The 22,119-nt window shown below is 37.3% G+C and carries 21 protein-coding genes and 2 other annotated features; of the genes, 14 read left to right on the top strand and 7 right to left on the bottom strand.

The annotated features are described in order from the left end of the window. Positions 1 to 10: 10 nt before the first annotated feature. Together BLV40_RS20000 and putP are read right to left on the bottom strand one after the other, a co-directional pair. A complete protein-coding gene (locus tag BLV40_RS20000) occupies positions 11 to 400 on the bottom strand; it encodes an Ig-like domain-containing protein (protein ID WP_139265578.1) in 390 nt (129 codons plus the stop codon). 176 nt (positions 401 to 576) lie between these two features. Continuing rightward, positions 577 to 2,043, bottom strand: coding sequence for a sodium/proline symporter PutP (gene putP / locus BLV40_RS19995; protein ID WP_026591471.1), 1,467 nt, complete (start codon positions 2,041 to 2,043; stop codon positions 577 to 579). 307 nt (positions 2,044 to 2,350) lie between these two features. Next, positions 2,351 to 2,589 (top strand) — a binding site (T-box leader). A 168-nt stretch (positions 2,590 to 2,757) separates the two neighbouring features. Further along, positions 2,758 to 2,997 (top strand) — a binding site (T-box leader). 51 nt (positions 2,998 to 3,048) lie between these two features. Here putP and trpE point away from each other — a divergent pair. The 9 genes from trpE to scfB all read left to right on the top strand — a co-directional run bounded on the left by trpE (position 3,049) and on the right by scfB (position 11,390). Next, positions 3,049 to 4,461 carry an anthranilate synthase component I gene (gene trpE / locus BLV40_RS19985; RefSeq protein ID WP_026591470.1) on the top strand — a complete coding sequence of 471 codons (1,413 nt, stop codon included), beginning with the start codon at positions 3,049 to 3,051 and terminating at the stop codon, positions 4,459 to 4,461. Continuing rightward, on the top strand, positions 4,458 to 5,045 hold the full coding sequence (locus tag BLV40_RS19980; protein WP_090693162.1) for an aminodeoxychorismate/anthranilate synthase component II: 588 nt from the start codon (positions 4,458 to 4,460) through the stop codon (positions 5,043 to 5,045). The genes trpE and BLV40_RS19980 overlap by 4 nt, the downstream gene beginning before the upstream one ends. Then, positions 5,042 to 6,067, top strand: a complete 1,026-nt coding sequence (gene trpD, locus BLV40_RS19975; protein ID WP_090693160.1) for an anthranilate phosphoribosyltransferase — start codon at positions 5,042 to 5,044, stop codon at positions 6,065 to 6,067. Before BLV40_RS19980 ends, trpD begins: the two co-directional genes overlap by 4 nt. Further along, complete coding sequence (gene trpC, locus BLV40_RS19970; protein ID WP_090693157.1) at positions 6,068 to 6,829, top strand: indole-3-glycerol phosphate synthase TrpC; 762 nt, start codon at positions 6,068 to 6,070, stop codon at positions 6,827 to 6,829. It abuts the gene before it with no gap. Continuing rightward, a complete protein-coding gene (locus tag BLV40_RS19965) occupies positions 6,826 to 7,434 on the top strand; it encodes a phosphoribosylanthranilate isomerase (RefSeq protein WP_139265577.1) in 609 nt (202 codons plus the stop codon). The genes trpC and BLV40_RS19965 overlap by 4 nt, the downstream gene beginning before the upstream one ends. A gap of 2 nt (positions 7,435 to 7,436) precedes the next feature. Then, entirely contained in the window at positions 7,437 to 8,630 is a 1,194-nt protein-coding gene (trpB, locus tag BLV40_RS19960; protein ID WP_090693154.1) for a tryptophan synthase subunit beta, read from the top strand. Positions 8,631 to 8,633: 3 nt separating this feature from the next. Beyond that, positions 8,634 to 9,395 (top strand): tryptophan synthase subunit alpha, encoded by a 762-nt coding sequence (gene trpA, locus BLV40_RS19955; RefSeq protein WP_090693336.1) that lies wholly within the window; start codon positions 8,634 to 8,636, stop codon positions 9,393 to 9,395. 311 nt (positions 9,396 to 9,706) lie between these two features. Continuing rightward, positions 9,707 to 9,856: a six-cysteine ranthipeptide SCIFF gene (gene scfA, locus BLV40_RS19950; RefSeq protein ID WP_079999468.1), complete on the top strand. Its 150-nt coding sequence runs from the start codon at positions 9,707 to 9,709 to the stop codon at positions 9,854 to 9,856. Positions 9,857 to 9,983: 127 nt separating this feature from the next. Further along, entirely contained in the window at positions 9,984 to 11,390 is a 1,407-nt protein-coding gene (gene scfB, locus BLV40_RS19945) for a thioether cross-link-forming SCIFF peptide maturase (protein WP_090693152.1), read from the top strand. A 142-nt stretch (positions 11,391 to 11,532) separates the two neighbouring features. On the opposite strand, the gene BLV40_RS19940 is transcribed toward scfB, so the two are convergent. Continuing rightward, a complete protein-coding gene (locus BLV40_RS19940) occupies positions 11,533 to 11,892 on the bottom strand; it encodes a hypothetical protein (protein ID WP_090693150.1) in 360 nt (119 codons plus the stop codon). A gap of 240 nt (positions 11,893 to 12,132) precedes the next feature. Here BLV40_RS19940 and BLV40_RS19935 point away from each other — a divergent pair, with 240 nt between their 5' ends. After that, complete coding sequence (locus tag BLV40_RS19935) at positions 12,133 to 13,629, top strand: L-lactate permease (RefSeq protein ID WP_090693145.1); 1,497 nt, start codon at positions 12,133 to 12,135, stop codon at positions 13,627 to 13,629. A 100-nt stretch (positions 13,630 to 13,729) separates the two neighbouring features. Then, on the top strand, positions 13,730 to 14,413 hold the full coding sequence (locus tag BLV40_RS19930) for a DUF2278 family protein (RefSeq protein WP_090693141.1): 684 nt from the start codon (positions 13,730 to 13,732) through the stop codon (positions 14,411 to 14,413). Positions 14,414 to 14,427: 14 nt separating this feature from the next. Here the strand turns inward: BLV40_RS19930 and BLV40_RS19925 are convergent, their stop codons facing one another. Continuing rightward, entirely contained in the window at positions 14,428 to 15,261 is an 834-nt protein-coding gene (locus BLV40_RS19925) for a hypothetical protein (protein WP_090693138.1), read from the bottom strand. A gap of 276 nt (positions 15,262 to 15,537) precedes the next feature. On the opposite strand from BLV40_RS19925, the gene BLV40_RS19920 reads away from it, so the two are divergent. Then, positions 15,538 to 16,797, top strand: a complete 1,260-nt coding sequence (locus tag BLV40_RS19920) for a TcaA 3rd/4th domain-containing protein (protein ID WP_090693135.1) — start codon at positions 15,538 to 15,540, stop codon at positions 16,795 to 16,797. Positions 16,798 to 16,973: 176 nt separating this feature from the next. Here the strand turns inward: BLV40_RS19920 and BLV40_RS29430 are convergent, their stop codons facing one another. Continuing rightward, positions 16,974 to 17,408, bottom strand: a complete 435-nt coding sequence (locus BLV40_RS29430) for a hypothetical protein (RefSeq protein ID WP_090693133.1) — start codon at positions 17,406 to 17,408, stop codon at positions 16,974 to 16,976. 362 nt (positions 17,409 to 17,770) lie between these two features. On the opposite strand from BLV40_RS29430, the gene BLV40_RS19910 reads away from it, so the two are divergent. Beyond that, positions 17,771 to 19,105, top strand: a complete 1,335-nt coding sequence (locus tag BLV40_RS19910; protein WP_090693131.1) for an FAD-dependent oxidoreductase — start codon at positions 17,771 to 17,773, stop codon at positions 19,103 to 19,105. Between the two features lie 182 nt (positions 19,106 to 19,287). Then, positions 19,288 to 19,698, top strand: coding sequence for a DUF3908 family protein (locus tag BLV40_RS19905; protein ID WP_090693127.1), 411 nt, complete (start codon positions 19,288 to 19,290; stop codon positions 19,696 to 19,698). 33 nt (positions 19,699 to 19,731) lie between these two features. On the opposite strand, the gene BLV40_RS19900 is transcribed toward BLV40_RS19905, so the two are convergent. Next, on the bottom strand, positions 19,732 to 20,325 hold the full coding sequence (locus BLV40_RS19900) for a class I SAM-dependent methyltransferase (RefSeq protein ID WP_090693121.1): 594 nt from the start codon (positions 20,323 to 20,325) through the stop codon (positions 19,732 to 19,734). 116 nt (positions 20,326 to 20,441) lie between these two features. Further along, positions 20,442 to 22,007 (bottom strand): SagB family peptide dehydrogenase, encoded by a 1,566-nt coding sequence (locus tag BLV40_RS19895; protein ID WP_090693116.1) that lies wholly within the window; start codon positions 22,005 to 22,007, stop codon positions 20,442 to 20,444. Positions 22,008 to 22,119 lie beyond the last annotated feature (112 nt).

The raw sequence follows: 22,119 nt of genomic DNA, 5'->3' as shown, positions 1-22,119 counted from the left end.
GCAAGGGATTTTATTTTGGATTTGTTATAAAAGGATGAACATAAACGACGCATAAATCTCGAAATTTCCCTTCGGCAGTTGTTACGATCACGACAGCTCGCCCAGGTTTTTTTCCCGTTATGATGGCTTTGTCGTCATCTGTATGAATTGTTATAACGTCATGATTCATATTTGTCCAAATAAGTTCTTGATTTGTTGCTTGAATTGGGAGAACAGAGGCAGATAATTCAGCGCTTTGTCCTACTTTTATTTTTAGTTTGTTTTTTTGTATATGCACACCAATTACAGATACAACAGAAGGAGCAAGTGAAATTCGAGGTTTTGATTGTATGTTTGGGCAAGAAGTATTTGTGATAGGTGAAAAATTTTTTTGATTTTGGTTTCTTATTGATGCCATCATTTCGAAGTCTCCTCTCTGTATAAGTGCTGATACTAATACTATAACGAAGTAGTGTTATAGTTAATTTAACGAAACATAAAGAAATTGTTAATTTCAAAGAAAAAATTGTCGAAAGGTACATAAAAAAGAACCTCCACTTTTATGATGAAAGTGGAGGTTCTCTATTCTAAAAAATATTATGCAGTTTTTTCAAATTCCTCAAACTGCTTTTCAACTTCTTTTGAAGGTTTTGTTAGTAAACTAACAATAACAATCGCTAGTAAGCTTGCTGTGAAACCTGGAATCATTTCATATAGGAAATCTTTTAAAAACTTAAATTGTGTCCACGTGATAACAGTTGCAGCACCAGCGATCATTCCAGCTAACGCGCCCCATTTTGTCATACGTTTCCAGTATAAGCTTAGTAAAACGACAGGACCAAATGAAGAACCGAAGCCAGCCCAAGCATAGCCAACAAGCGCTAAGATTGTGTCGTTTTGTTTAAATGCTAATCCACAACCAATAAGTGCAATAACAAGAACGGCCATACGACCAACAAATACAAGCTCACGATCAGATGCAGAACGTTTAAAGAATGTTCTATATATGTCTTCCGTTACCGCACTTGATGTAACAAGAAGCTGAGAAGAGATTGTACTCATAATAGCTGCTAAAATAGCTGCTAATAAAAATCCAGTAATTAATGGATGGAATAAAATATTACCTAGTTCAACGAAAATTGTTTCTGGGTCAGAGAGCTTTAATCCTGCTTTTGAATAGTAAGCGATACCGATAAGACCAGTAAACATAGCTCCCACTACAGAGAAAATCATCCAGCTCATACCAATTCGGCGTGCGCTTTTAATTTCTTTTACAGATGAAATAGCCATAAAGCGTACGATAATATGAGGTTGTCCAGCATAACCAAGACCCCAGGCGAATAATGAAATAATACCTAATACGGATGTTCCTTTAAAAATATCTAATAGTGCTGGGTCAATAGATTTAATTGTATCAAATGCTGGTCCAAGGCCATTTACATTCATAATTGTTACGAGTGGGACAAGGATAAGAGCAACCACCATGATGATTCCTTGAACGAAGTCTGTCCAACTTACAGCTAAGAAACCGCCGAATAATGTGTAAGCTACAACAACGCTTCCAACAATAAGTAATCCAACATGATAATTTAGTCCAAATGAATTTTCGAATAATACTGCACCTGAGACGAATCCTGAAGCTACATAAAATGTGAAAAAGATCATAATAACAAGTCCAGAAACAAGGCGTAGCATATGAGATGCATCATGGAAACGATGCTCTAAAAATTCTGGAATAGTAATAGAGTTGTTAGCAATTTCTGAGTAGGTACGTAAGCGAGGAGCGACATAGATCCAGTTTGCGTATGCGCCAAGTGTAAGGCCAATCGCAATCCAGCTACTACTTAATCCAACGCTAAACATAGCACCGGGTAATCCCATTAACAACCAGCCGCTCATATCGGCTGCTCCAGCACTTAATGCTGTTACTGCGGGGCCTAGTGTACGCCCGCCAAGCATATAATCTGTTAAGTTGGATGTCTGTTTATAGGCAAAATAGCCAATGACTAGCATCCCGAGCATGTAGATAGAGATAGAAGTTAAAATTAACATCTGCGTACTCATGTAGTTCCCCTTCCTTTTGTAATATCTTTTGATGAATTTTGCATATTTATAATCTATCATGATTATTTCAGAAAATCCATATACAAATACGAATTTTCTGAAATGTAAGCGTTTTTTGACATTGGTTTATTTTTCGAATATATAATTTTCTGACAAAAAACTTTGATTTTAATAGAGTATTTATTATATTTACATAAAAACGGGTTGTTTTGTCAATATAATATTGAATGAAGAAAAAATATTTTTTTTTTGAAAAGCATTGACTTTTCGGAAAAGTAGAGAATATAATGAATGCAACTTAAAAAAAATGCAAGCGTTGATGAAGAAGAGTACGTATTATGAACATGTCAGAGAGCTGATGGTTGGTGCGAATCAGTATGGAATTAATATGGAATGGCCTTCGGAGCTTCCAAACCGAACCGAAAGAAGTAGGCTTTGGCGACATGATCTCATCGATACAAGAGACACGTATTAACTTTTGATACGGCAAAGTGCGTTACATGTGTAACGAATTAAGGTGGCACCACGGGAGTACCCGTCCTTTTTATAGGATGAGTACTCCCTTTTTGTGTATAAATATTTGTTCAAAAAGGAGGATACGGAGTGTAGATAGAACTACATGAGTACCAGACTGGCGACGCAGGCGAAGAAATGCGAAAGCTATCTTTACCGGACTTTTTGAATATCCTGTATAAAAATAAATGAACTAAATAAACTAAATCGTTTAAGTAAGAAGAGTACGTATATTGGAGACGTTCCAGAGAGCCGGGGATAGGTGGGAGCCCGGTGCGGTGCCATATACAGAATGGGCTTACGAGAGGTATGCTGAACCGAAAGAAGTAGGCAACCCGGGTTCCGCCGTTACAAGGATAAGGTATATATTTGTACCTGAATAAAGAGGGATGCTTTTGCATCCAAACGAGGTGGTACCGCGGTAAATTTATCGTCCTCTGCATATTCCGATATGCAGGGGACTTTTTTATTTTAAATAGTGAGGTGGCAGTCATGATAACGAAAGAACAATTTCAACAGAAGCAAGGAAAGACATTTTTGGTCATTGATGAAGAAGAAGGAGATAGTGTGACACCGATTGCTTTATATCGCCGGATGAAAGGTGAGAAAAAATTTTTACTCGAGAGCTCACAGCTTCATCAAGATAAGGGACGTTATTCCTATTTAGGATGTAATCCATACGGAGAAATCAAAAGTAGTGGCACAGCGGTAGAGATTACGATAAATGGTAGGAGTGAACAGATAGAAGAAAACGTATTGCAAGCATTGAAAAAGATACTTGCGCCATCGGAGGTGGAAAGTCCATTTCCATTTTGCGGAGGAGCAGTTGGATATATTGGTTATGATGTGATTCGGCAATATGAAGATATTGGAGAAGAACTGTTTGATCCGATAAATATTCCAGAGGTTCATGTATTACTATACCGCGAGTTTGTTGTATACGATCATTTACGTCAGAAATTATCGTTTGTATATGTATACAGAGAAGACGATACAGACTCTTTTGAAGAAGTGTATGAGAGATTGCAGGTATATAAACAAAATGTGTTACATGGAGAAGAAGAACAAGTAACAGAAATGCAGTCTTCTTTATCCTTTACTTCTTCTATAACGGAAGAAAAGTTTTGCGAAATGGTAGAAAAGGCACAAGAATACATTCGAGCTGGTGATATTTTTCAAGTTGTATTATCTCAGCGTCTGCAAAGTGAATTTATAGGCAATTCATTTGCATTATATCGCAAACTTCGTATTGCAAATCCATCACCATATATGTTTTATATTGATTTCCAAGATTATGTTGTGCTTGGTTCTTCACCAGAAAGCTTACTGTCTGTACGAAATGATAAGGTGATGACAAATCCGATTGCAGGAACAAGACCACGCGGAAAAACAAAAGGTGAGGATGAAGAGATAGCGAAAGAGTTGTTAGCAAATGAGAAAGAGCGTGCTGAACATATGATGCTTGTAGATTTAGGGAGAAATGATATCGGGCGAGTGAGTGAAGTCGGTTCTGTTAGATTAGATAAGTATATGGAAGTAGAGAAGTACTCGCACGTTATGCATATTGTATCTGAAGTTTCCGGAATATTAAAAAAACAAATGAGTTGTTTTGACGCATTAGCTTATTGTTTGCCAGCTGGCACTGTATCCGGAGCACCGAAAATTAGAGCGATGGAAATTATAAATAGATTAGAAAAGGAAAAAAGAAATGTATATGCCGGAGCAGTAGGATATATAGCTTTTTCTGGAAACCTTGATATGGCGCTTGCGATTCGCACAATGGTTGTAAAAGATAAGAAAGCATATGTGCAGGCGGGAGCTGGTATTGTCTATGATTCAGATCCAATTGCTGAATATGAGGAGACATTGAATAAAGCGAAAGCACTTTTGGAGGTAATGAAATGATTGTACTCATCGATAATTATGATTCGTTCACTTATAACTTGTATCAATTGTTGGGGGCGTATTACAAAGGGATAGTGGTACTGCGAAATGATAAAGTGACGGTTCAAGAACTTAAAGAAATGAAACCAAAAGCAATTATTCTGTCGCCAGGACCTGGAAAACCAGAAGATGCAGGGATTTGCATCGAAGTAATCAGGCATTTTTATAAACAAATTCCGATTCTTGGCATTTGTCTTGGACACCAAGCAATTATTTCGGCATTTGGTGGGGAAATTGTAAGGGCAGAACATATAAAACATGGGAAAACATCACGGGTAAAACATAATGGCACATCGATATTTTCATATGTCGCGCAGCCGTTAACTGCGATGCGCTATCATTCACTCGTGGCAGCGAAGCATACGATTCCAAAGTGTTTCGATGTACTAGCAACAGCGATGGATGATGGGGAAGTCATGGCAGTTTGCCATAACTATTATCCACTCTTTGGATTACAGTTTCACCCGGAATCAATTGCGACGGAAGAGGGCGGGAAATTAATGCGTGCATTTTTATCTAATGTGAAAGAGGAGGAGCGAGTATGAACAGTTATCTACGAAAATTAGTAGAAAGCCAGAACTTAACGGAACAGGAAATGTATGAAGCAGGCCTTGCACTCTTAAGTGAAGATATATTAGAAAGTGAAATTGCTGCTTTTTTAGCATTGTTAAAGGCAAAGGGTGAAACAGCGGATGAAATATATGGTCTCGTTCGTGCTCTTCGGGAAAAGGCATTACCATTTGCAAGTCATATAAAAGGAGCAATGGATAATTGCGGAACAGGCGGAGACGGTGCACAAACATTCAACATTAGTACAACATCTGCTTTCGTACTTGCTGGTGCTGGTGTAAAGGTGGCAAAGCATGGGAATCGCGCTGTTTCTAGTAAAACAGGGAGTGCGGATCTATTAGAAGAACTCGGTGTCAATATTGCATGTACGCCAAGAGAAATTGACTATTTATTAGAAAAAGTAGGCATAGCTTTTCTATTTGCACCAGCGATGCATCCAGCACTTAAGCGCATTATGAAAATAAGAAAAGAGCTAAATGTACCGACCGTTTTTAATTTAATCGGTCCGCTTACAAATCCGATTGATTTAGAAACACAGTTTGTTGGCATATACAAACGAGATATGCTCATGCCTGTAGCAGAGGTATTGCAAAAGCTCGGTAGAAAACAAGCGCTTGTTGTAAATGGAAGTGGATTTTTAGATGAAGCATCTCTGCAAGGAGAAAATCATGTGGTGATTTTAAAAGATAATAAGATTATAGAAGCAAGTATTACGCCAGAAGAATATGGGTTTTCTCGTGTGAAAAATGAAGAGATTAGAGGCGGAGATGCAAAAGAAAATGCCAATATTACATTCGGGGTACTACAAGGGAAAAAGAGTGTATATCGTGATACGGTGTTATTAAATGCAGGTCTAGCCCTTTTTGCAAATGGAAAAGCAGGGACAATTGAAGAAGGGATTCATATTGCGGCTCAAAGTATAGATTCGGGAAAAGCACTAGCGAAATTAAATGAATTAATTGCAGCTAGTAATAAAAGATTAGAGAAGGTGAACTAAATGGGAACAATTTTAGATAAGATTGTTGAGCAGAAGAAAAAAGAAGTAGGAGTGCTGCGCGAAACATATACGCCGGTGAAGAAAAAACGGAAGTCACACTCCCTTGTAGAAGCGTTGCAGAAATTCACAGTCATTGCTGAAGTGAAGCGAGCTTCACCATCTAAAGGGGATATTAATTTACATGTAGACGTAACGAAACAAGTGAAAACGTATGAAGAGTGCGGTGCCGGAGCTGTTTCTGTTTTAACGGATGGTCAGTTTTTTAAAGGATCTTTTCACGATTTAGAAACGGCACGATCAAATAGTAATATTCCGCTTCTATGTAAAGACTTTATCATCGATACGATTCAAATTGATCGGGCGTATGATGCTGGAGCGGATTTCATTTTACTTATCGTTGCTGCCTTGCCGAAGCAAAAGTTACAAGAATTATATGCATATGTACAAGAGCTCGGATTAGAAGTAATTGTAGAAGTACACAATGAGGCAGAATTAGAGATAGCGCTAGAACTAAACCCTCATGTGATTGGAATAAACAATCGTAATTTGAAAACATTTGAAGTAGATCTCAGCACAACTGAAAATCTAGGAAAACGGCTAAATGAGGAAAATATACTTTGGATTAGTGAGAGTGGAATTCATACGGAAGAAGATATCATGCGTGTGAAGAAGGCCGGGGCAAAGGGTATTCTTGTTGGGGAAGCGCTGATGACTACACCTTCCGTCGGAGACTTTTTCCAATCGCTGAAGGTGACAACATGAAAGTGAAGATTTGCGGCATTACCGATGTAGAAACAGCAAAAGTAGCTTGTGAATACGGCGCAGATGCTATTGGATTTGTATTTGCGAAAAGCAAAAGGGAAATTACACCTGAAAGAGCAAAACAGATTATTGATGAGCTTCCAGTTGATGTAATGAAAGTGGGTGTGTTTGTAAATGAATCGGTAGAAGTCATCCGGGAAATCGCAAATGATTGTGGCTTAACGCATGTACAACTACATGGGGATGAAGGGAATCATCATGTTAAAAGATTGAATATTCCGTCTATAAAAGCGGTTGGTGTACGTTCGAGTGAAGATATAGAGCAATCATCAGACTATGAAGCTGATTTTCTCTTATTTGATAGTCCGAAAGAAAAGTTTCATGGTGGAAATGGCAAAACATTTTCTTGGCAGTTACTAGATGATATGCCAGATGAAATTCGCAAAAAGTGCATTCTAGCTGGTGGATTACACATTGAAAACATTAAAGAAGCGATTAGAATTGTTAAGCCGTATATGGTAGATGTCAGCAGCGGAGTAGAAACAGATGGCAGGAAAGATCGTGAGAAAATAAAACAATTTATTAGAAAAGCGAAGGAGTGTTAGGTATGAAGTATGCATATCCAGATGAAAAAGGTCATTACGGTATATATGGAGGACGTTACGTTCCAGAAACGCTCATGCAGTCCGTTTTAGAATTAGAAGAAGCGTATAAAGAAGCGATGCAAGATGAAACCTTTCAGAAAGAATTGGAGCATTATTTACAAACGTACGTCGGAAGGGAAACACCGCTTTATTTTGCAGAGAACCTGACAAAGTATTGCGGCGGGGCGAAAATTTATTTAAAGCGTGAAGATTTAAATCATACAGGAGCTCACAAAATTAACAATACAATTGGGCAAGCGCTTCTTGCAGTACGAATGGGTAAGAAAAAGGTTGTAGCTGAGACAGGAGCTGGACAACACGGAGTTGCAACGGCGACGGTATGCGCATTACTCGGTTTAGAGTGCGTCATTTTCATGGGAGAAGAAGATGTAAAACGCCAAAAGTTAAACGTCTTCAGAATGGAACTATTAGGAGCAAAAGTGGAAAGTGTTGCAGCGGGTAGTGGAACGCTAAAAGATGCAGTAAACGAAGCGCTTCGCTACTGGGTTGCACACGTGCACGATACGCACTACGTAATGGGATCTGTTCTTGGACCGCATCCGTTCCCGCAAATTGTACGTGATTTTCAAAGTGTAATTGGGAAAGAAACGAAGAAGCAATATGCAGCGCTTGAAGGGAAATTACCAGAAGCAGTTGTGGCTTGCATTGGCGGGGGAAGTAATGCGATGGGGATGTTCTATCCATTTGTACACGATGAAGAAGTTGCTCTTTACGGCATAGAAGCAGCAGGGAAAGGCGTTCATACAGAAAAGCATGCAGCAACACTAACGAAAGGAAGCGTTGGCGTCCTTCATGGTTCGATGATGTATCTCCTACAAAATGAAGAAGGACAAATTCAGGAAGCACATTCTATTTCAGCAGGGCTAGATTATCCAGGAGTTGGGCCAGAACATAGTCTGCTAAAAGATATTGGCCGTGTCTCTTACAACTCAATTACAGATGAAGAAGCGTTGGCTGCATTCCAGTTACTAACGAAAAAAGAAGGAATTATTCCTGCGTTAGAAAGCTCACATGCTGTAGCGTACGCACTTAAACTGGCGCCTACGATGAAGCAAGGTGAAGGACTTGTCATTTGTTTATCGGGCCGCGGTGATAAAGATGTTGAAAGTATAAAACGTTATATGGAAGAGGTGTAAATGATGGGAGTAGAAAGAATTACGGCAGCGTTTCAAAATGGAAAAAAAGCATTCATCCCATATGTAATGGGGGGAGATGGTGGCTTAGAAACATTAAAGGAACAAATTCGCTTCTTAGATGAAGCAGGAGCGAGCATTGTTGAAATTGGTATCCCTTTTTCTGATCCAGTTGCAGATGGACCAACAATTCAAAGAGCAGGAAAACGAGCATTAGATAATGGCACAACGCTCGGTGGAATCTTTCAGGCATTAGCGGAAGTAAGGCAGGAAGTAAATATTCCATTTGTACTTATGACCTATCTAAACCCGATTTTAGCATTTGGAAAAGAACGGTTTATCAGAAGCTGTCTTGAAGCTGGAGTAGATGGAATTATCGTTCCAGACCTGCCATATGAAGAACAAGATATTATTGCACCACTTCTTCGTGATGCGAATATTGCTTTAATTCCACTTGTTACAGTAACGAGTCCAGTTGAACGGATTGAAAAGATTACGAGGGAATCGCAAGGGTTTGTTTATGCGGTAACGGTAGCGGGGGTCACTGGGGTTAGACGTGACTTTAAGCAAGAAATTCATAGTTACCTAGAAAAAGTAAAAGCGCATGTACACCTTCCAGTAGTTGCTGGATTTGGCATATCGAAGGCTGAGCACATAGAGGAAATGATTACTGTATGTGATGGAGTTGTTGTTGGGAGTAAGGTAATTGAGTTATTAGAAACAGGAAAGCAGAATGAAATTTGTGAGTTAATCGCTACAGTGAAATAATAAGAAGAGGCTACCTGCTAAGGGGCCTCTATTTTATTAGGAAATAAAGGTGTTTGTTATGTATGAAAACACATGAATCAAACAGCTGAACAATGAGGGACTTTCATTAGAAGCAGACAATCTTTATCAAAATATACGCACAATCGAGTGGAATTTCCGTAACACGAATGATTGACGTAAACCAAAGGTGTTGTTAAAATTATTTCCGGGATCAATGTGAAGTTATTCACAAATTGTAGTTTTGAATGTGAAAACATTCACAAAAGTTGAAAGTGTTTCTTAAAAATATTCTTTAAAAGGAGTGATACGTTATGAAAAGAATCGTAACACTAAGTACTCGTAAACTGACAGATACAGTAAAACATGGCGGATGTGGTGCATGCCAAACATCTTGCCAATCAGCTTGTAAGACGTCTTGCGGAGTTGCAAATCAAAAATGTGAGAATACAATGAACAGATAGAAAAGAAGAAAGATACCGCCCAACTGCTTTCCGGATGGGCGGTCATTTTTATCTCATATGAACAAGAAGTAAAAGCTCCATTAACGGAAGTGTTACTTTATAGATAAAAGGAGTTTGATTATTAATCATGATTCATCAATATAAACTAAAAGGGTACAACATTGTACTCGATACTTACAGTGGATCAGTACATGTTGTTGACGACCTCGCTTATGAAATCATCGCGCTGTATGAGACTACTGCTGCAGAAGAAATCATAACAATGATGTTAGAAAAATACGTACATGATTCCGATATCTCTGAGAAGGACATTCGGGAAACCATTGCAGATATCGAAGAGCTAAAAAATGATGGACAACTCTTTACTGAGGATGAATATAAGAGCCTCTCAATTGATTTAACAAATCGCCAAACTTATGTAAAGGCTCTTTGTCTCAATGTTGCACATACATGTAACTTATCATGCGAATATTGCTTCGCCAGCCAAGGGAAATACAATGGAAGTAGAGCGATTATGAGTTATGAGGTTGGTAAAAGAGCTATCGATTACCTATTGGAAAACTCCGGTCACCACAGAAACCTCGACATCGACTTCTTTGGCGGAGAGCCGCTTATGGCCTGGAAAGTTGTAAAACAGATTGTTGCTTACGCAAGAAGTAAAGAAAAAGAGTACAAAAAAACAATTCGCTTCACCTTTACTACAAATGGTATGTTGCTAAACGATGAAGTCACTGATTTTTTGAATAAAGAAATGTACAACGTCGTATTGAGTCTTGATGGAAGAAAAGAAGTCCATAATCACCTTCGTAAAACAGTAACTGGAAAGGGAAGTTACGATTATATCGTTCCGAAATTCCAGGAATTCGTTAAAAAACGTGGAGATAAAGAATACTATGTGCGTGGAACCTATACTCACAACAACGTTGACTTCACCAATGACATTTTTCATATCGCAGATCTTGGTTTCGACAAGCTCTCGATGGAACCAGTTATCTGTAATCCTGGGGAACCATATGCACTCACCGAAGAGGACCTTCCAGATATTTATAACCAGTACGAAATTCTTGCTAAGGAAATGATAAAGCGTGAGGAAGAAGGTAATGGATTCACTTTCTATCATTACATGCTTGACCTTTCAGAAGGCCCTTGCATCCAAAAGAGAATTTCGGGCTGCGGCTCAGGAACTGAATATCTCGCTGTTACGCCATGGGGTGAGCTTTTCCCTTGCCACCAGTTCATCGGGGATAACGAATACAGCATGGGAAACATCTGGGATGGGATTACAAAACAAGAGATGCAATGTCAATTTAAAGAAAGCAATTGCTACTCGAAGCCAGAATGTCAGGACTGCTGGGCAAAACTTTACTGCAGTGGCGGTTGCCCTGCCAACGCACTGCACGCAACCGGCTCCATCAATGGAATCTACGATTTCAGCTGTGACATCTTCCGTAAGAGAGTAGAATGTTCCATGATGGTTAAAGTAGACGAATCCATGAGAGCTATGGAAAGAAACAAACAAGCCGTGGCTCAATGAGCATAAAGATATGATAAGGCTGAGAGATAAGTCGAAAATTTGATTTATGCTCAGCCTTTCTAAAGGTGGAAAGCTTCTTCACTTTTTTAAACATCGCGACTTTAGTTCAAATCTACATTCCCTTACATAATTACAATTCTAATCAATCTCTTATCCGTTTTCTAATCTCAGCAGCTAGGTTAGTAGGATTATCAATTTCAAAAAAGACATATTTGTATTTTTCATGACCATCTAGTTCGATCATTACAAGAGGTACTCTGTTTTCATAAGAGAGAAAATACCATTCATCAGCATATTTAAAACTACCTTCAAAAATGTTAAGTGCTGAAATGGAAGTTCCAGGCATTCGGAGCATCCATTGTGGAGCATCAAAATAGTCAACATATACATTTTGAATCGTATTATAAGGGATTTTCAATTTCAATTTTAGGGCAAAGAACCCTGTTACTCCATTTAATTTTAGCGTCATACTATCGTTATCAAACTGTATTTCTCTTCCCATATGCCCCCTCCTCATTTTTGTGAAATGGAACACTGTTATCTAAATTATACCATTTAGATAATAACAACGAGGGGTATTTCTTGACTTAGATTGTATATACGCCAAGGTAACATAGGAGTATTATGTGTCTACTACTGCATCACATAAAGGGATTTGAAGAACTGTTACGAATGAATTGAATATTCTGCCAACTGTTATATAATAGTTACAATTGTATTTTATAAGAAATGAGATGATGGTATGGCTGTTTTGTTGGCTCTTATTCCAATTATGATGATCTTTATTTGTTTATTTGTATTTAAGCAAACATCGCTTAAAGCTTCATTAATTTCCTATGCTGTATGCGGTGGAATTGTTTTACTAACGCCAATGTTTCGACTGCAAATGGGAGAAATTGTACATGCAACGGTTAAAGGCAGTTTAATTTGTTTTATCGTCGGATATGTTTTGTTTTTTGGTATTCTTTTATTTCACCTCATGAACAAAATGGGTTACATTGACCAAGTTGCACGCTTTATAGAGCATGTTACACGGGATCGATTATTACAAATGCTCTTAATGTGTTTTGGGATTTGTCCACTTATTGAATCAGTAAGTGGATTTGGAATTGGTTTTATGGTGTCAGCTCCTATTTTTCTTTCACTTGGCTATAAACCGTTTCAAGCAGTTTTGTTATCCTTTATCGGTTTACTAGCAAGTTCATGGGGGGCGATGGCAACGGGAACAATTATCGGATCGCAGCTTATCAATATGCCATTAGTAAACTTAGGATCTAGTACAGCACTACTTAGCATTCCGATATTCGCGTACTTTATTATATTTTCTTTGTATGTAGTAGGTGGGTGGTCTGCGGTAAGACAGAAATGGAAGGAAGCAGTAGGGTTTTTTCTCTTATTTTCTGTAGCTATCTATCTTTCTAATACATATGTTAGCGTTGAACTAGCTGGGATCTTAAGTTCAATTGTAACAATTACATTTGGCTTCCTTATCATTAAAATATCAGCAAGGCAGGAAAAGGAATTGTTATCGGAGCATGCTGCAACGACGCAGCGAGAAGTTTCTATTTTAAAAATTATAAGTCCTTATTTATTTTTAACAGTTTGTATTTTGCTTTCTCGTCTCATTCCGTCATTACATAATATATTGCAATCTTATGCTATTCTTGATTTACCAACGTACTCTTATAAACTAGCATTATTATATTCACCTGGATTTTGGCTTGGGGTTACATGCTTATTTACCATTGTGTTCTTCCGTATTCCTTCTACTATTCTAAAACAATCTTTATTGCAAACAGTAAAGCAGTGGATACCGTTTGCGATTACAACGACAATGTTCATTGCCATTTCAGAATTAATGGGTGCGGCGGGTATGCACACATTGTTAGCAGAAGCAGCAGGGCAAACATTTGGAACGATATTTGTTTTTGTTGCCCCGTTCATTGGTGCGATTGGTGGTTTTTTAACAGGAAGTAACGCAGGATCGAATGCGATGTTTATAAAACTACAAATGCAAACAGCGCAAAACGTAGGGCTTCCATGGCAATATGTTACGACGCTGCAAAATACAGCATCATCTGTAGCGACGATTGCTTGTCCATCACGGATTACACTTGGGGCCTATTTATGTAATATCCCGCACTGTGAGAATGAATTATTAAAGAAGACGACGCTTATGATTTTTGGAGCGGTGTTGATTGTGGTGGTAGAGGTTGCCGGGTGGTATGCATTGCAATAAAATATTTGATGAAATCCTCTGCTTTAGGAGGATTTTTGCTTGTTGGTGGATAATTTATAAAAGAACAAGTGTTTCTATTTTGTGAAGAGGAGATGATCCCATGCCCCTAAAAAACTACGGCGTTCTAAAAGGTATAGCACGACAATCCATGATTGGAAAAGGGAAAACACCTCATTATCAAGTTCATTTGCAAGATGAATTAGGAGTAGACTACCGCGTTGCGATGAATGTGAAATCGCAGAGTTATCCATCAGAAGTACTATATTATGCAAGTGAAAATATAAAATCGAAAGCTATTAAGATTTTACCGACATTACCATTTGGATTTACAGAAATTAAAAATAATGAACCAAAGGTAGCTTTAGATTATGTGCGGGGAAATTTATTTGATTCAAAACAGATGATTCCTTTGCCGCCAGAAAAATCGGGAACTGACAATGATTTAAATGAAAAAATAGAATATTATATAAAACGAGCAATAGAAGAAAAGGCAATTATTTATGCATTTGGAGAACGATGGGGTCCGGAAAATAATGTGCCTGATCGATATTTTCATTTTAAACCTGGTAATGGGATACATGATATTCATATGAATCAAGGGAATGTAGAGAAGTGGCAGGGAGATGATGGCACATGGCAAGATGGCGGCCTATTCATCCATTTTGAGAAAAAGCAGCAATGGATTGGGATTTTCCTTGCGTTTCAGTCGCAGTCTTGGTGTACAGACGAAGAGGGGCATGCTCGGGTTCCAGTGGAGCAGTGTAATTATATAACTAAAAATTAATGAAAACAGCTAGTTCATTTTGAACTAGCTGTTTTCATTTTGTAGAACATAAAGCTGATGCATACAGCGATACATGAAAATAGTATGGCAATACTAGAGAAAGCAAGTACATACATATTGTACTTCACTACATTCCCTATTAGTTGATTACTATCATAATGAAACAGCCCTGCTATTGTATTGAAGAGGAAAAGAACGATAAATATAGTAATTACACCATCTAACGAACCTTCTATATCCGGTTTGCTTAAGGCGATGTGTGCAGAGATACAAATCGCGATAAAAAGAAAAAGCCAAAACAAAGGATTAAATAAGTTGCTAACTGTAAAGAGACTTTTTAATAAGAGAATGGATGATAATAAAATATTTTGCAGTATATCGATATTGATAGAAGCGGTTTGAGTATTTGTTTCAAGAGCATGCATAAATACTGAATAAGATTGTGGTACGAAATAATACATCAAAAGTATCAAGGCGACCATCCCTGAAAAAATAGGAGCAATTCCGATGAAAAAGTTCCCTATTCTTTGATATATGCTTCTTTGATTATATTGATGCTTCACATACCCCAGAAAACCGTTATTTGTATTCGTAGGGAACAACTGAATGGCTACAATTTGATGCCGGAATAAGATACACATAACAGCATGTCCTAATTCATGAATAGGAACGCCAATCCAAGCTGATAAAAGGAATCCTTTTCTACCAAAAGCTTTCGTCCAATATGTTCGTGTAAGAGATTCTAAATATCCTAATAAAAAACCAACCAAAATGATGATACCGATTAAAGAAAATAGTTGTACCAAACTAGTAATGAATATTTGAAAAAGTGTGTGTGCGAGTTCCATAGTTTTTGTCCAATCTATTATTTTTTTATGGTGTATAAACTTTTACATATTGTATATAGATAGAAAGGGTTTTGTCAAAATGTTGCTAGACAGAAGCATGGGGTTCTTGTAGTCATGTTTTGTCTCCTCGTACATATATTAAAGTTAGATCGTAGCGGAATGGATCCTGTGTGTACATGGATCATCGCATATATATTGATTGGTCTTATATCAAAACAATAGTCGATACCTTAAATAGAGGGATAACGAACTTCTAACGAAAAGGTGGCTGAATGGATGAAGGTTTGTGCAAAATGTGGTTCACAATTAATGGATGGCGTGCAATTTTGTCAAAGTTGTGGAACGAGAATAGTTGAGCATGAGCGGAGAGGAAGTGAGAAGGAACCACAGATACGAAAGAAAATGAGCCGAGGAAAGATAATATGGATTGGGATTATCGTTCTTTTTGTTGTTAGTTTTGGCGGAGCATATATGTATGGAGCAAAGTATTATTCTGCAGAAGCACAAATCGATAGAATGATTACGATGTTACAAGAAAGGGATGCGGAAAAACTAATTGATATGGTTACAACAGATGACCCGCAATTTGTAGTAGATAAAGAGAGTGTAGCTCCGTTGTTTTCGTATATAAAAGAATATCCTTCCTATGTTCATGATTTAAAAGCTTCTATACAACAGCAAAAGAAGAAGGAAAATAATGTAGAAAAAGTAGATTTTGTATTAACGAAGGATGGAAAATACCTCTTTCTATTTGATCGATATAAATTGAAAGCAAAAACGTATTATGCAACGCTCCTTACGAATGAAAAGGATGCATTGTTAAAGGTAAATGGGAAAGAGTTAGATAAGACAACTGATAAAATGTTTGAAAAGCAATATGGACCATTTTTTCCTGGGATTCAAACGTTCCAATCAGAGTTTAAAAATGATTATGTGAAGCTAGCGCGTGAAGAAAAAGTTTTGCTTATGAAACAAAATCAAAATAATGTAACGGTTGATCTATCGTTACAAGGGCACTACATTACCATTCAAACAAATGTAACAGGAGCAACATTATATGTAAACCAGAAACCGATTACGACTCTCACAGGGGAAGAATTTAAATGGGGACCGGTAGCTACTGATGGGAGCGTTTCTATTTATTTAGAAAAAGAGGGCGCAAGCGGAAAAGAACGAACAAAGGTGGAACATATATCAACAAACCAATACTATACATTATCGTTTCAAAAAAAATCTGAAGAACAACAGTCACCTTCCTCTTCGCCACCAGTAACAACAAAGTATGTATATAACGGATTTTTCTTTCCTGATAGTCATATTCGTAAGTTAACAAGTGCAGAGCTAAACGCTTTAACAAAAGATCAATTGCGGATTGCGAGAAATGAAATATACGCTCGGCATGGCCATATTTTTCAAACGAAAGATATGCAGGACTACTTTTTAAAACAGTCATGGTATCGAGAAAATCCATATTATTCAGGAGCGCTGAATGATATCGAGACGTATAATGTTGAACTTATAAAGTCAAAGGAGTAGGCAAATGAAATTCATTTCCTTGTTATAGAAATGAAAGGTACATCAAGGATCATGGTGATGTACCTTTATTATTTATATGGTTGCATTTCATGTAACAAATCCTTTTATGTTTCATGGTAACGATGACATGATTCCGGTTGAAAAATATAGAAGGATGTAAAGGTGAAATTCCCTTTTTATGATTTCTGTAATGGTATGAGGGGAGCTCTAGCTGGTTCGCGAGAAAAAAAGATATGAAAGAGAAAATTGACTCTACTTGCTCTGCCAGTTGTGCTAGCTTGGACATTGGCTAAAGAACTGGAAGAAAGTATGGCTTCAGAGTTCGGTGGAACAGTAATCTCGAGTTTACTGCTTAATCCTTCTGATGTGACAACTGTTATTGTGTCGTAAGAGAGGTTGATAATTTTAAGGATACCAAGTGGATAGACAGCCTCGTCAGGCTGTGATGTGGATGCAAATAGGGTAGATTTCCAAATTTCTTGAAAAAAGGTACTGCTATCAGCTGACCAAGCTTGTGCACCGTAGAGTGTTGCGCTAATGCTGAATTCCTGTTCAAGTGATTGAGCAACTTTTGGTTCAACAGGAGTAGAGATAAGAAAATTACTACACACCGTTTTTTTCACCTACTTTCCATTACGATTGTTATAGCATATTAATAATCGAGTTTGTGAGACACGACATTTTACCTATAGCCGTTCAAAGGAGGGGAAAAATAATAAAAAACCACTCTTTTTTGGGGAGAGCAGCGTCCACCTGTGTGTAGACGTGGTAAGAGCCCTATTGTTTTCAAAGTATAAGTCAAATGGATCTATATACAAAGATGCACGTTGTTATGTTTGGAGGAAAGGGGTTTATTTGTAAACAAAAGGAAGAAAGTATTATACTTTGTATAAGATACGTATAGAGAAAAAGGATTTATTTATGATCAATTTGGAAAATGTAAACAATAGAGACTGTAAGAAGGAGTGATTTGGTGAATTATGTAATCATTGGTGGAGACGCTGCTGGCATGAGTGCGGCCATGCAAATTGTTAGAAATGATAAAGATGCAAAAGTCGTAACGTTAGAAAAAGGTGAAATATACTCCTATGCGCAGTGTGGACTTCCATACGTGATTAGTGGTGCGATTGCTTCCACTGAAAAATTAATTGCACGGGATATTAAGACATTTCGTGATAAGTATGGAATTGATGCTAAAACACATCATGAAGTAACGAAAATTGATACTGAAAACAAAATTGTACATGGTATACATACAAAGGAAAAAGTGAAATTTCAATATAAATATGATCGATTATTGATTGCAACAGGAGTTAGACCTGTTATGCCAGATTGGGAAGGAAAAAATCTGCAAGGTATTCATCTTTTAAAAACAATTCCGGATGCCCATAAAATATTGGAGACGTTACAGGAACAGAATGTTGAGGACGTAACAATTATCGGGGGCGGGGCAATTGGTCTTGAAATGGCTGAAACATTTGTGGAACTTGGAAAGAATGTGCGAATGATTGAAAGAAATGATCATATCGGTACGATTTATGATGCTGACATGGCAACGTATATACATGAAGAAGCAGCAAAGCATAATATTGAAATTGTGACAAATGAACATGTAAAGGTATTTAGGGGAAATGAGAAAGTTGAATTTGTCGAAACAGATAAAGGAATGTATAAGACTGACCTCGTTCTAGTATCAGTTGGTGTGCAGCCAAACACGGAGTTTCTTACAGGAACAGAAATTCGCAAGAACAAAAAAGGGGCGATAGAAGTAAATGCATATATGCAAACGAATGTGGAAGACATCTATGCAGCAGGAGATTGTGCAACGCATTATCACATCATAAAAGAAACGCATGATCATATTCCACTCGGTACTACTGCGAATAAACAAGGGCGCCTTGCTGGACTAAATATGATTGATACACGAAGGGCGTTTAAAGGAACGCTTGGTACGGGCATTATTAAATTTATGGGATTCACATTAGCAAGAACAGGTTTAAATGAAAAAGAAGCAAGTGGGTTGAAAATACCATATAACACGGTGAAGATAGAGGCAACAAGTATGGCTGGCTATTATCCAAATGCAACGCCACTTTATGTGAAATTAGTATATCGCTCTGATACAAAGCAACTATTAGGTGGACAAGTAATTGGAGAAGAGGGTGTAGATAAACGAATTGATGTCATTGCGATGGCACTCTTTCATAAAATGAGCATTCATGATTTAGAAGATGTTGATTTAAGTTATGCACCGCCATATAACAGTGTTTGGGATCCGATTCAACAAGCAGCACGGCGAGCGGAATAGTACTTCTTATAGAAGTACTATTTTTTTTGAAAACAGCCAATTATACAAAAGAGACACAAAAGCATATTTTCCCTTGAAAAATGTAGTACTTATCTATTATATTTTCATATAGTATTTATTTTTTACATACATAAAAATACGATAGAAACAAGTTAGCACTGAATGATGCAGGAGGATAAGGAATGTCGATCAATATGAGAACAGTAGAAGAGTGGATTGCGGAATCAAATGCAAGACATGAGGAGGACTTTGGAGAAATTGTCCAAGAAATAAAGGAATTATGTGTTGCGGTTGATAACGCTACATTAATTTACCCGAAACATGTATTTTGTTTTGGGAAAAAAGCGGAAGTCTTCTTCTTTTTCCAAGATCATGTTGTCGTTGGTCAAGCGAAAGAAGAGTACATTGAAGTTAAAAAATTAAAATATGAAGACATTACAGATATAAGTCTAAAAACAAATGATAAAAATACAACGTTACAGTTGAAATTCTCAAATGGGAATTCTATCATGCTGGATAGTTTAAATGATAACTGTGGAGCGAAAAATTGGTTGTTTGCAAGACAGATTAAAAGTATTTTTAAAGTGATTTAATAGAGAAAGCAGACCTTAGAAGGTCTGCTTTTTCTATGATTTGCTCCCCACTATACAAAGGCATCCTTTTTCTTCGTAACATTTCACATGTTGAAAACCAGTTTTACTGAAAAGGTCTACTAATTCTTCTGTTGTCTTAAATTTTTGCATATGATAATTGATTTTGAAGGTTTCAGCGACAATCATAAAGGCACCATTCGGTTTTAAAACTCGAAATACTTCTTTTATATCATTCTCTAAATCAGGCCAAAAATAATGTGTTTGAAAGGCCGTGATGAGATTGAAAAACTCATTATGATAAGGAATAGAAGATACGCTTGCTTTACGAATAATGACCTTTTCATTTTTCACATCTTTTATATTGAATTTTATTGAATTTTCTACTGCTTTTTCTGAATAATCAATGCCGTATATTTTTCCTGAGGTATTTATTTTAGACAGTGTATGTATGGTTCGGCCGCCTCCCCAACCAATATCGAGTATGATTGAATCTTTGGGGATATTTATTTTCTGTAATGCCCAATTTGTTAATCTAACGTGCGCTGTATTCATAATACAAAGCATGGAAGAAGCGATAGAACCTCTAGGGTTTTTAGCTTGTTCAATTAACTTTTGTAATACACTCAACCTGACCTCTCCTTTTATATAAATTACCTAAATTTGTATATTCTCTTTGAGCAATTCTAATCCCTTTAAAAAACACGCCCTTTGCTAGCACATTGTACTGAGCGAAGGGCGTGTTTTTAGCTATGCAAATATCCTTTTAACCAAGTGCGATGGCGATAAGGACCAATTGGAATTTGAATAAGGGTCGTTTCTCTTTTTTTATCAAATTCATACAGTTTGTCACATAAGTTTGCATCAAATCCTAAGAGCGGATGTCCTCCCATATCCATAGCTGAGGCTGCTAAGACGAGCTTTTGAACGAGCATTCCAGCTTCCATTTGTTGAATTCGATATCCTCTGTAACCTAAATCGTTTTTTAAATAATCTTTAGTTCCTATTACATGTAAACAGAGTGGTACTTGAAAGAGATTTACATTGTCCATTGTCATACCGGATTGTAAAGGGTGACGTAGATCTCCAGTTTGAATTTGTTCTAATGCATGAGCATTACTGTCATAGGAATAGGCACCATTTGGCACACCTTCTACGTTATAAAAGCATCCGTACAGTGATAATCGCGATTTTGTTTTTATATGTTCTCCGTCTAAATCATTTTGATAAGGAAAGGAAAGGGTTGCTTCATGAAGCAAAGTAGCTAGTTGTGTAGCGCTTATTTTCCTTAAGACAAAATCGATATCAGGTGAATAACGTTTTTGACAAACAGTTGCGAAATCATATGATAATGGCTCTACCATGGGGAGTTTCAAAGTTTGTGTGTAATGTGGAACGATTGTCTCTTCAGTTATAGTTCGAAATAGGTCTGTTGAATCCAACATAGATGCTGCATTCATTCTTGTTATGAGAGAGTAATCAGTAAAGTTCTTTGATCGAACAAAGTGTTCATGCTCTAAAACGGGAAGCTGTTGTAAGAGTTCATCAGAAGTGAAATTTGTACTTGTATTACTTTGATAAAACCATTCTTCTGTAGGCTGGGTAGATAACGGAATAACTGCATACACACTTTCTTCTTGTTCAGATAGTCCAAGTAAATGATTGATAGCCCGATCTAGAAATTGAAAATATACACCCGATGTATAGCCAAATTGCTTAGAGACTTCTAGTAATTGACCGACGAGGACACCAGTATCGAGACCTTGGAGGCGATACGAAAAATTATTATATTTAAAGAAGTTTTTCCAAAACATTGTTGATACGAAAGCAGTGCCGAAACAAGAAGAGAGGTTGCAGCGATTTCCAAGTGCTTCTGTGAGATAAGAGTCAAAATTCCCTTCACGTAGTAATACGAGACGATGATGCGCTACGTCATAATGGTAAATTCCATGCGGATAATGAATTGTTTTTAAATACAAATATAATTCATTTGGATATAAAGCTCCTCCAGAAGGAATAAATCTTCGGTATATATTTGTTGTTGATTGTTCTTCTAAGCCGAGGGAAGGCTGGCAAAATTGAGTTAGGCCAAATGTATACCAAAGGCAATGCCCAATTTGTTCTATGGTAGGTTCATTAGATAGCTTTTGATCTCGTAATGTTAGAGGTACCTCTAGAGAAAGAGGAATGACAGGTAGATTACGGTATAGTTTATAGGGAAGGGGGGCATCAGCCCAGTTGATGTCCTTGTCCTCGGGCATGACTTCATCAATTGAAAAATGTAAATGGTGTAGAAATGTTTCTAGTTGCATCAACAAGCCTCCTTATCAAGCAATAATCCCCCACATTAAAAATCAGCAAAAGCAAAGAAGAGAGGTGGGGGAGGAAGAAAAACTACTGATTCAAGCGCTACTTTACTGTTTC

The sequence above is a fragment of the Bacillus sp. 166amftsu genome (assembly GCF_900107445.1).
Taxonomy (GTDB): Bacteria; Bacillota; Bacilli; order Bacillales; family Bacillaceae_G; genus Bacillus_A; species Bacillus_A arachidis.
The sequence above is the reverse complement of the archived record's forward strand: the minus strand, read 5'-3'. Positions and strand labels throughout refer to the sequence as shown.

What these genes read in the sequence shown, in the direction of transcription:
- BLV40_RS19940 (WP_090693150.1), bottom strand. Translation starts at nt 11,892, where the DNA reads ATGGGAAGAGAAATACAGTTTGATAACGATAGTATGACGCTAAAATTA.
- BLV40_RS19965 (WP_139265577.1), top strand. Translation starts at nt 6,826, where the DNA reads ATGAAAGTGAAGATTTGCGGCATTACCGATGTAGAAACAGCAAAAGTA.
- BLV40_RS19930 (WP_090693141.1), top strand. Translation starts at nt 13,730, where the DNA reads ATGCCCCTAAAAAACTACGGCGTTCTAAAAGGTATAGCACGACAATCC.
- BLV40_RS19925 (WP_090693138.1), bottom strand. Translation starts at nt 15,261, where the DNA reads ATGGAACTCGCACACACACTTTTTCAAATATTCATTACTAGTTTGGTA.
- trpD (WP_090693160.1), top strand. Translation starts at nt 5,042, where the DNA reads ATGAACAGTTATCTACGAAAATTAGTAGAAAGCCAGAACTTAACGGAA.
- BLV40_RS20000 (WP_139265578.1), bottom strand. Translation starts at nt 400, where the DNA reads ATGATGGCATCAATAAGAAACCAAAATCAAAAAAATTTTTCACCTATC.
- trpC (WP_090693157.1), top strand. Translation starts at nt 6,068, where the DNA reads ATGGGAACAATTTTAGATAAGATTGTTGAGCAGAAGAAAAAAGAAGTA.
- scfB (WP_090693152.1), top strand. Translation starts at nt 9,984, where the DNA reads ATGATTCATCAATATAAACTAAAAGGGTACAACATTGTACTCGATACT.
- scfA (WP_079999468.1), top strand. Translation starts at nt 9,707, where the DNA reads ATGAAAAGAATCGTAACACTAAGTACTCGTAAACTGACAGATACAGTA.
- BLV40_RS19980 (WP_090693162.1), top strand. Translation starts at nt 4,458, where the DNA reads ATGATTGTACTCATCGATAATTATGATTCGTTCACTTATAACTTGTAT.
- putP (WP_026591471.1), bottom strand. Translation starts at nt 2,043, where the DNA reads ATGAGTACGCAGATGTTAATTTTAACTTCTATCTCTATCTACATGCTC.
- BLV40_RS19935 (WP_090693145.1), top strand. Translation starts at nt 12,133, where the DNA reads ATGGCTGTTTTGTTGGCTCTTATTCCAATTATGATGATCTTTATTTGT.
- BLV40_RS19905 (WP_090693127.1), top strand. Translation starts at nt 19,288, where the DNA reads ATGTCGATCAATATGAGAACAGTAGAAGAGTGGATTGCGGAATCAAAT.
- trpB (WP_090693154.1), top strand. Translation starts at nt 7,437, where the DNA reads ATGAAGTATGCATATCCAGATGAAAAAGGTCATTACGGTATATATGGA.
- trpE (WP_026591470.1), top strand. Translation starts at nt 3,049, where the DNA reads ATGATAACGAAAGAACAATTTCAACAGAAGCAAGGAAAGACATTTTTG.
- trpA (WP_090693336.1), top strand. Translation starts at nt 8,634, where the DNA reads ATGGGAGTAGAAAGAATTACGGCAGCGTTTCAAAATGGAAAAAAAGCA.
- BLV40_RS19920 (WP_090693135.1), top strand. Translation starts at nt 15,538, where the DNA reads ATGAAGGTTTGTGCAAAATGTGGTTCACAATTAATGGATGGCGTGCAA.
- BLV40_RS19895 (WP_090693116.1), bottom strand. Translation starts at nt 22,007, where the DNA reads ATGCAACTAGAAACATTTCTACACCATTTACATTTTTCAATTGATGAA.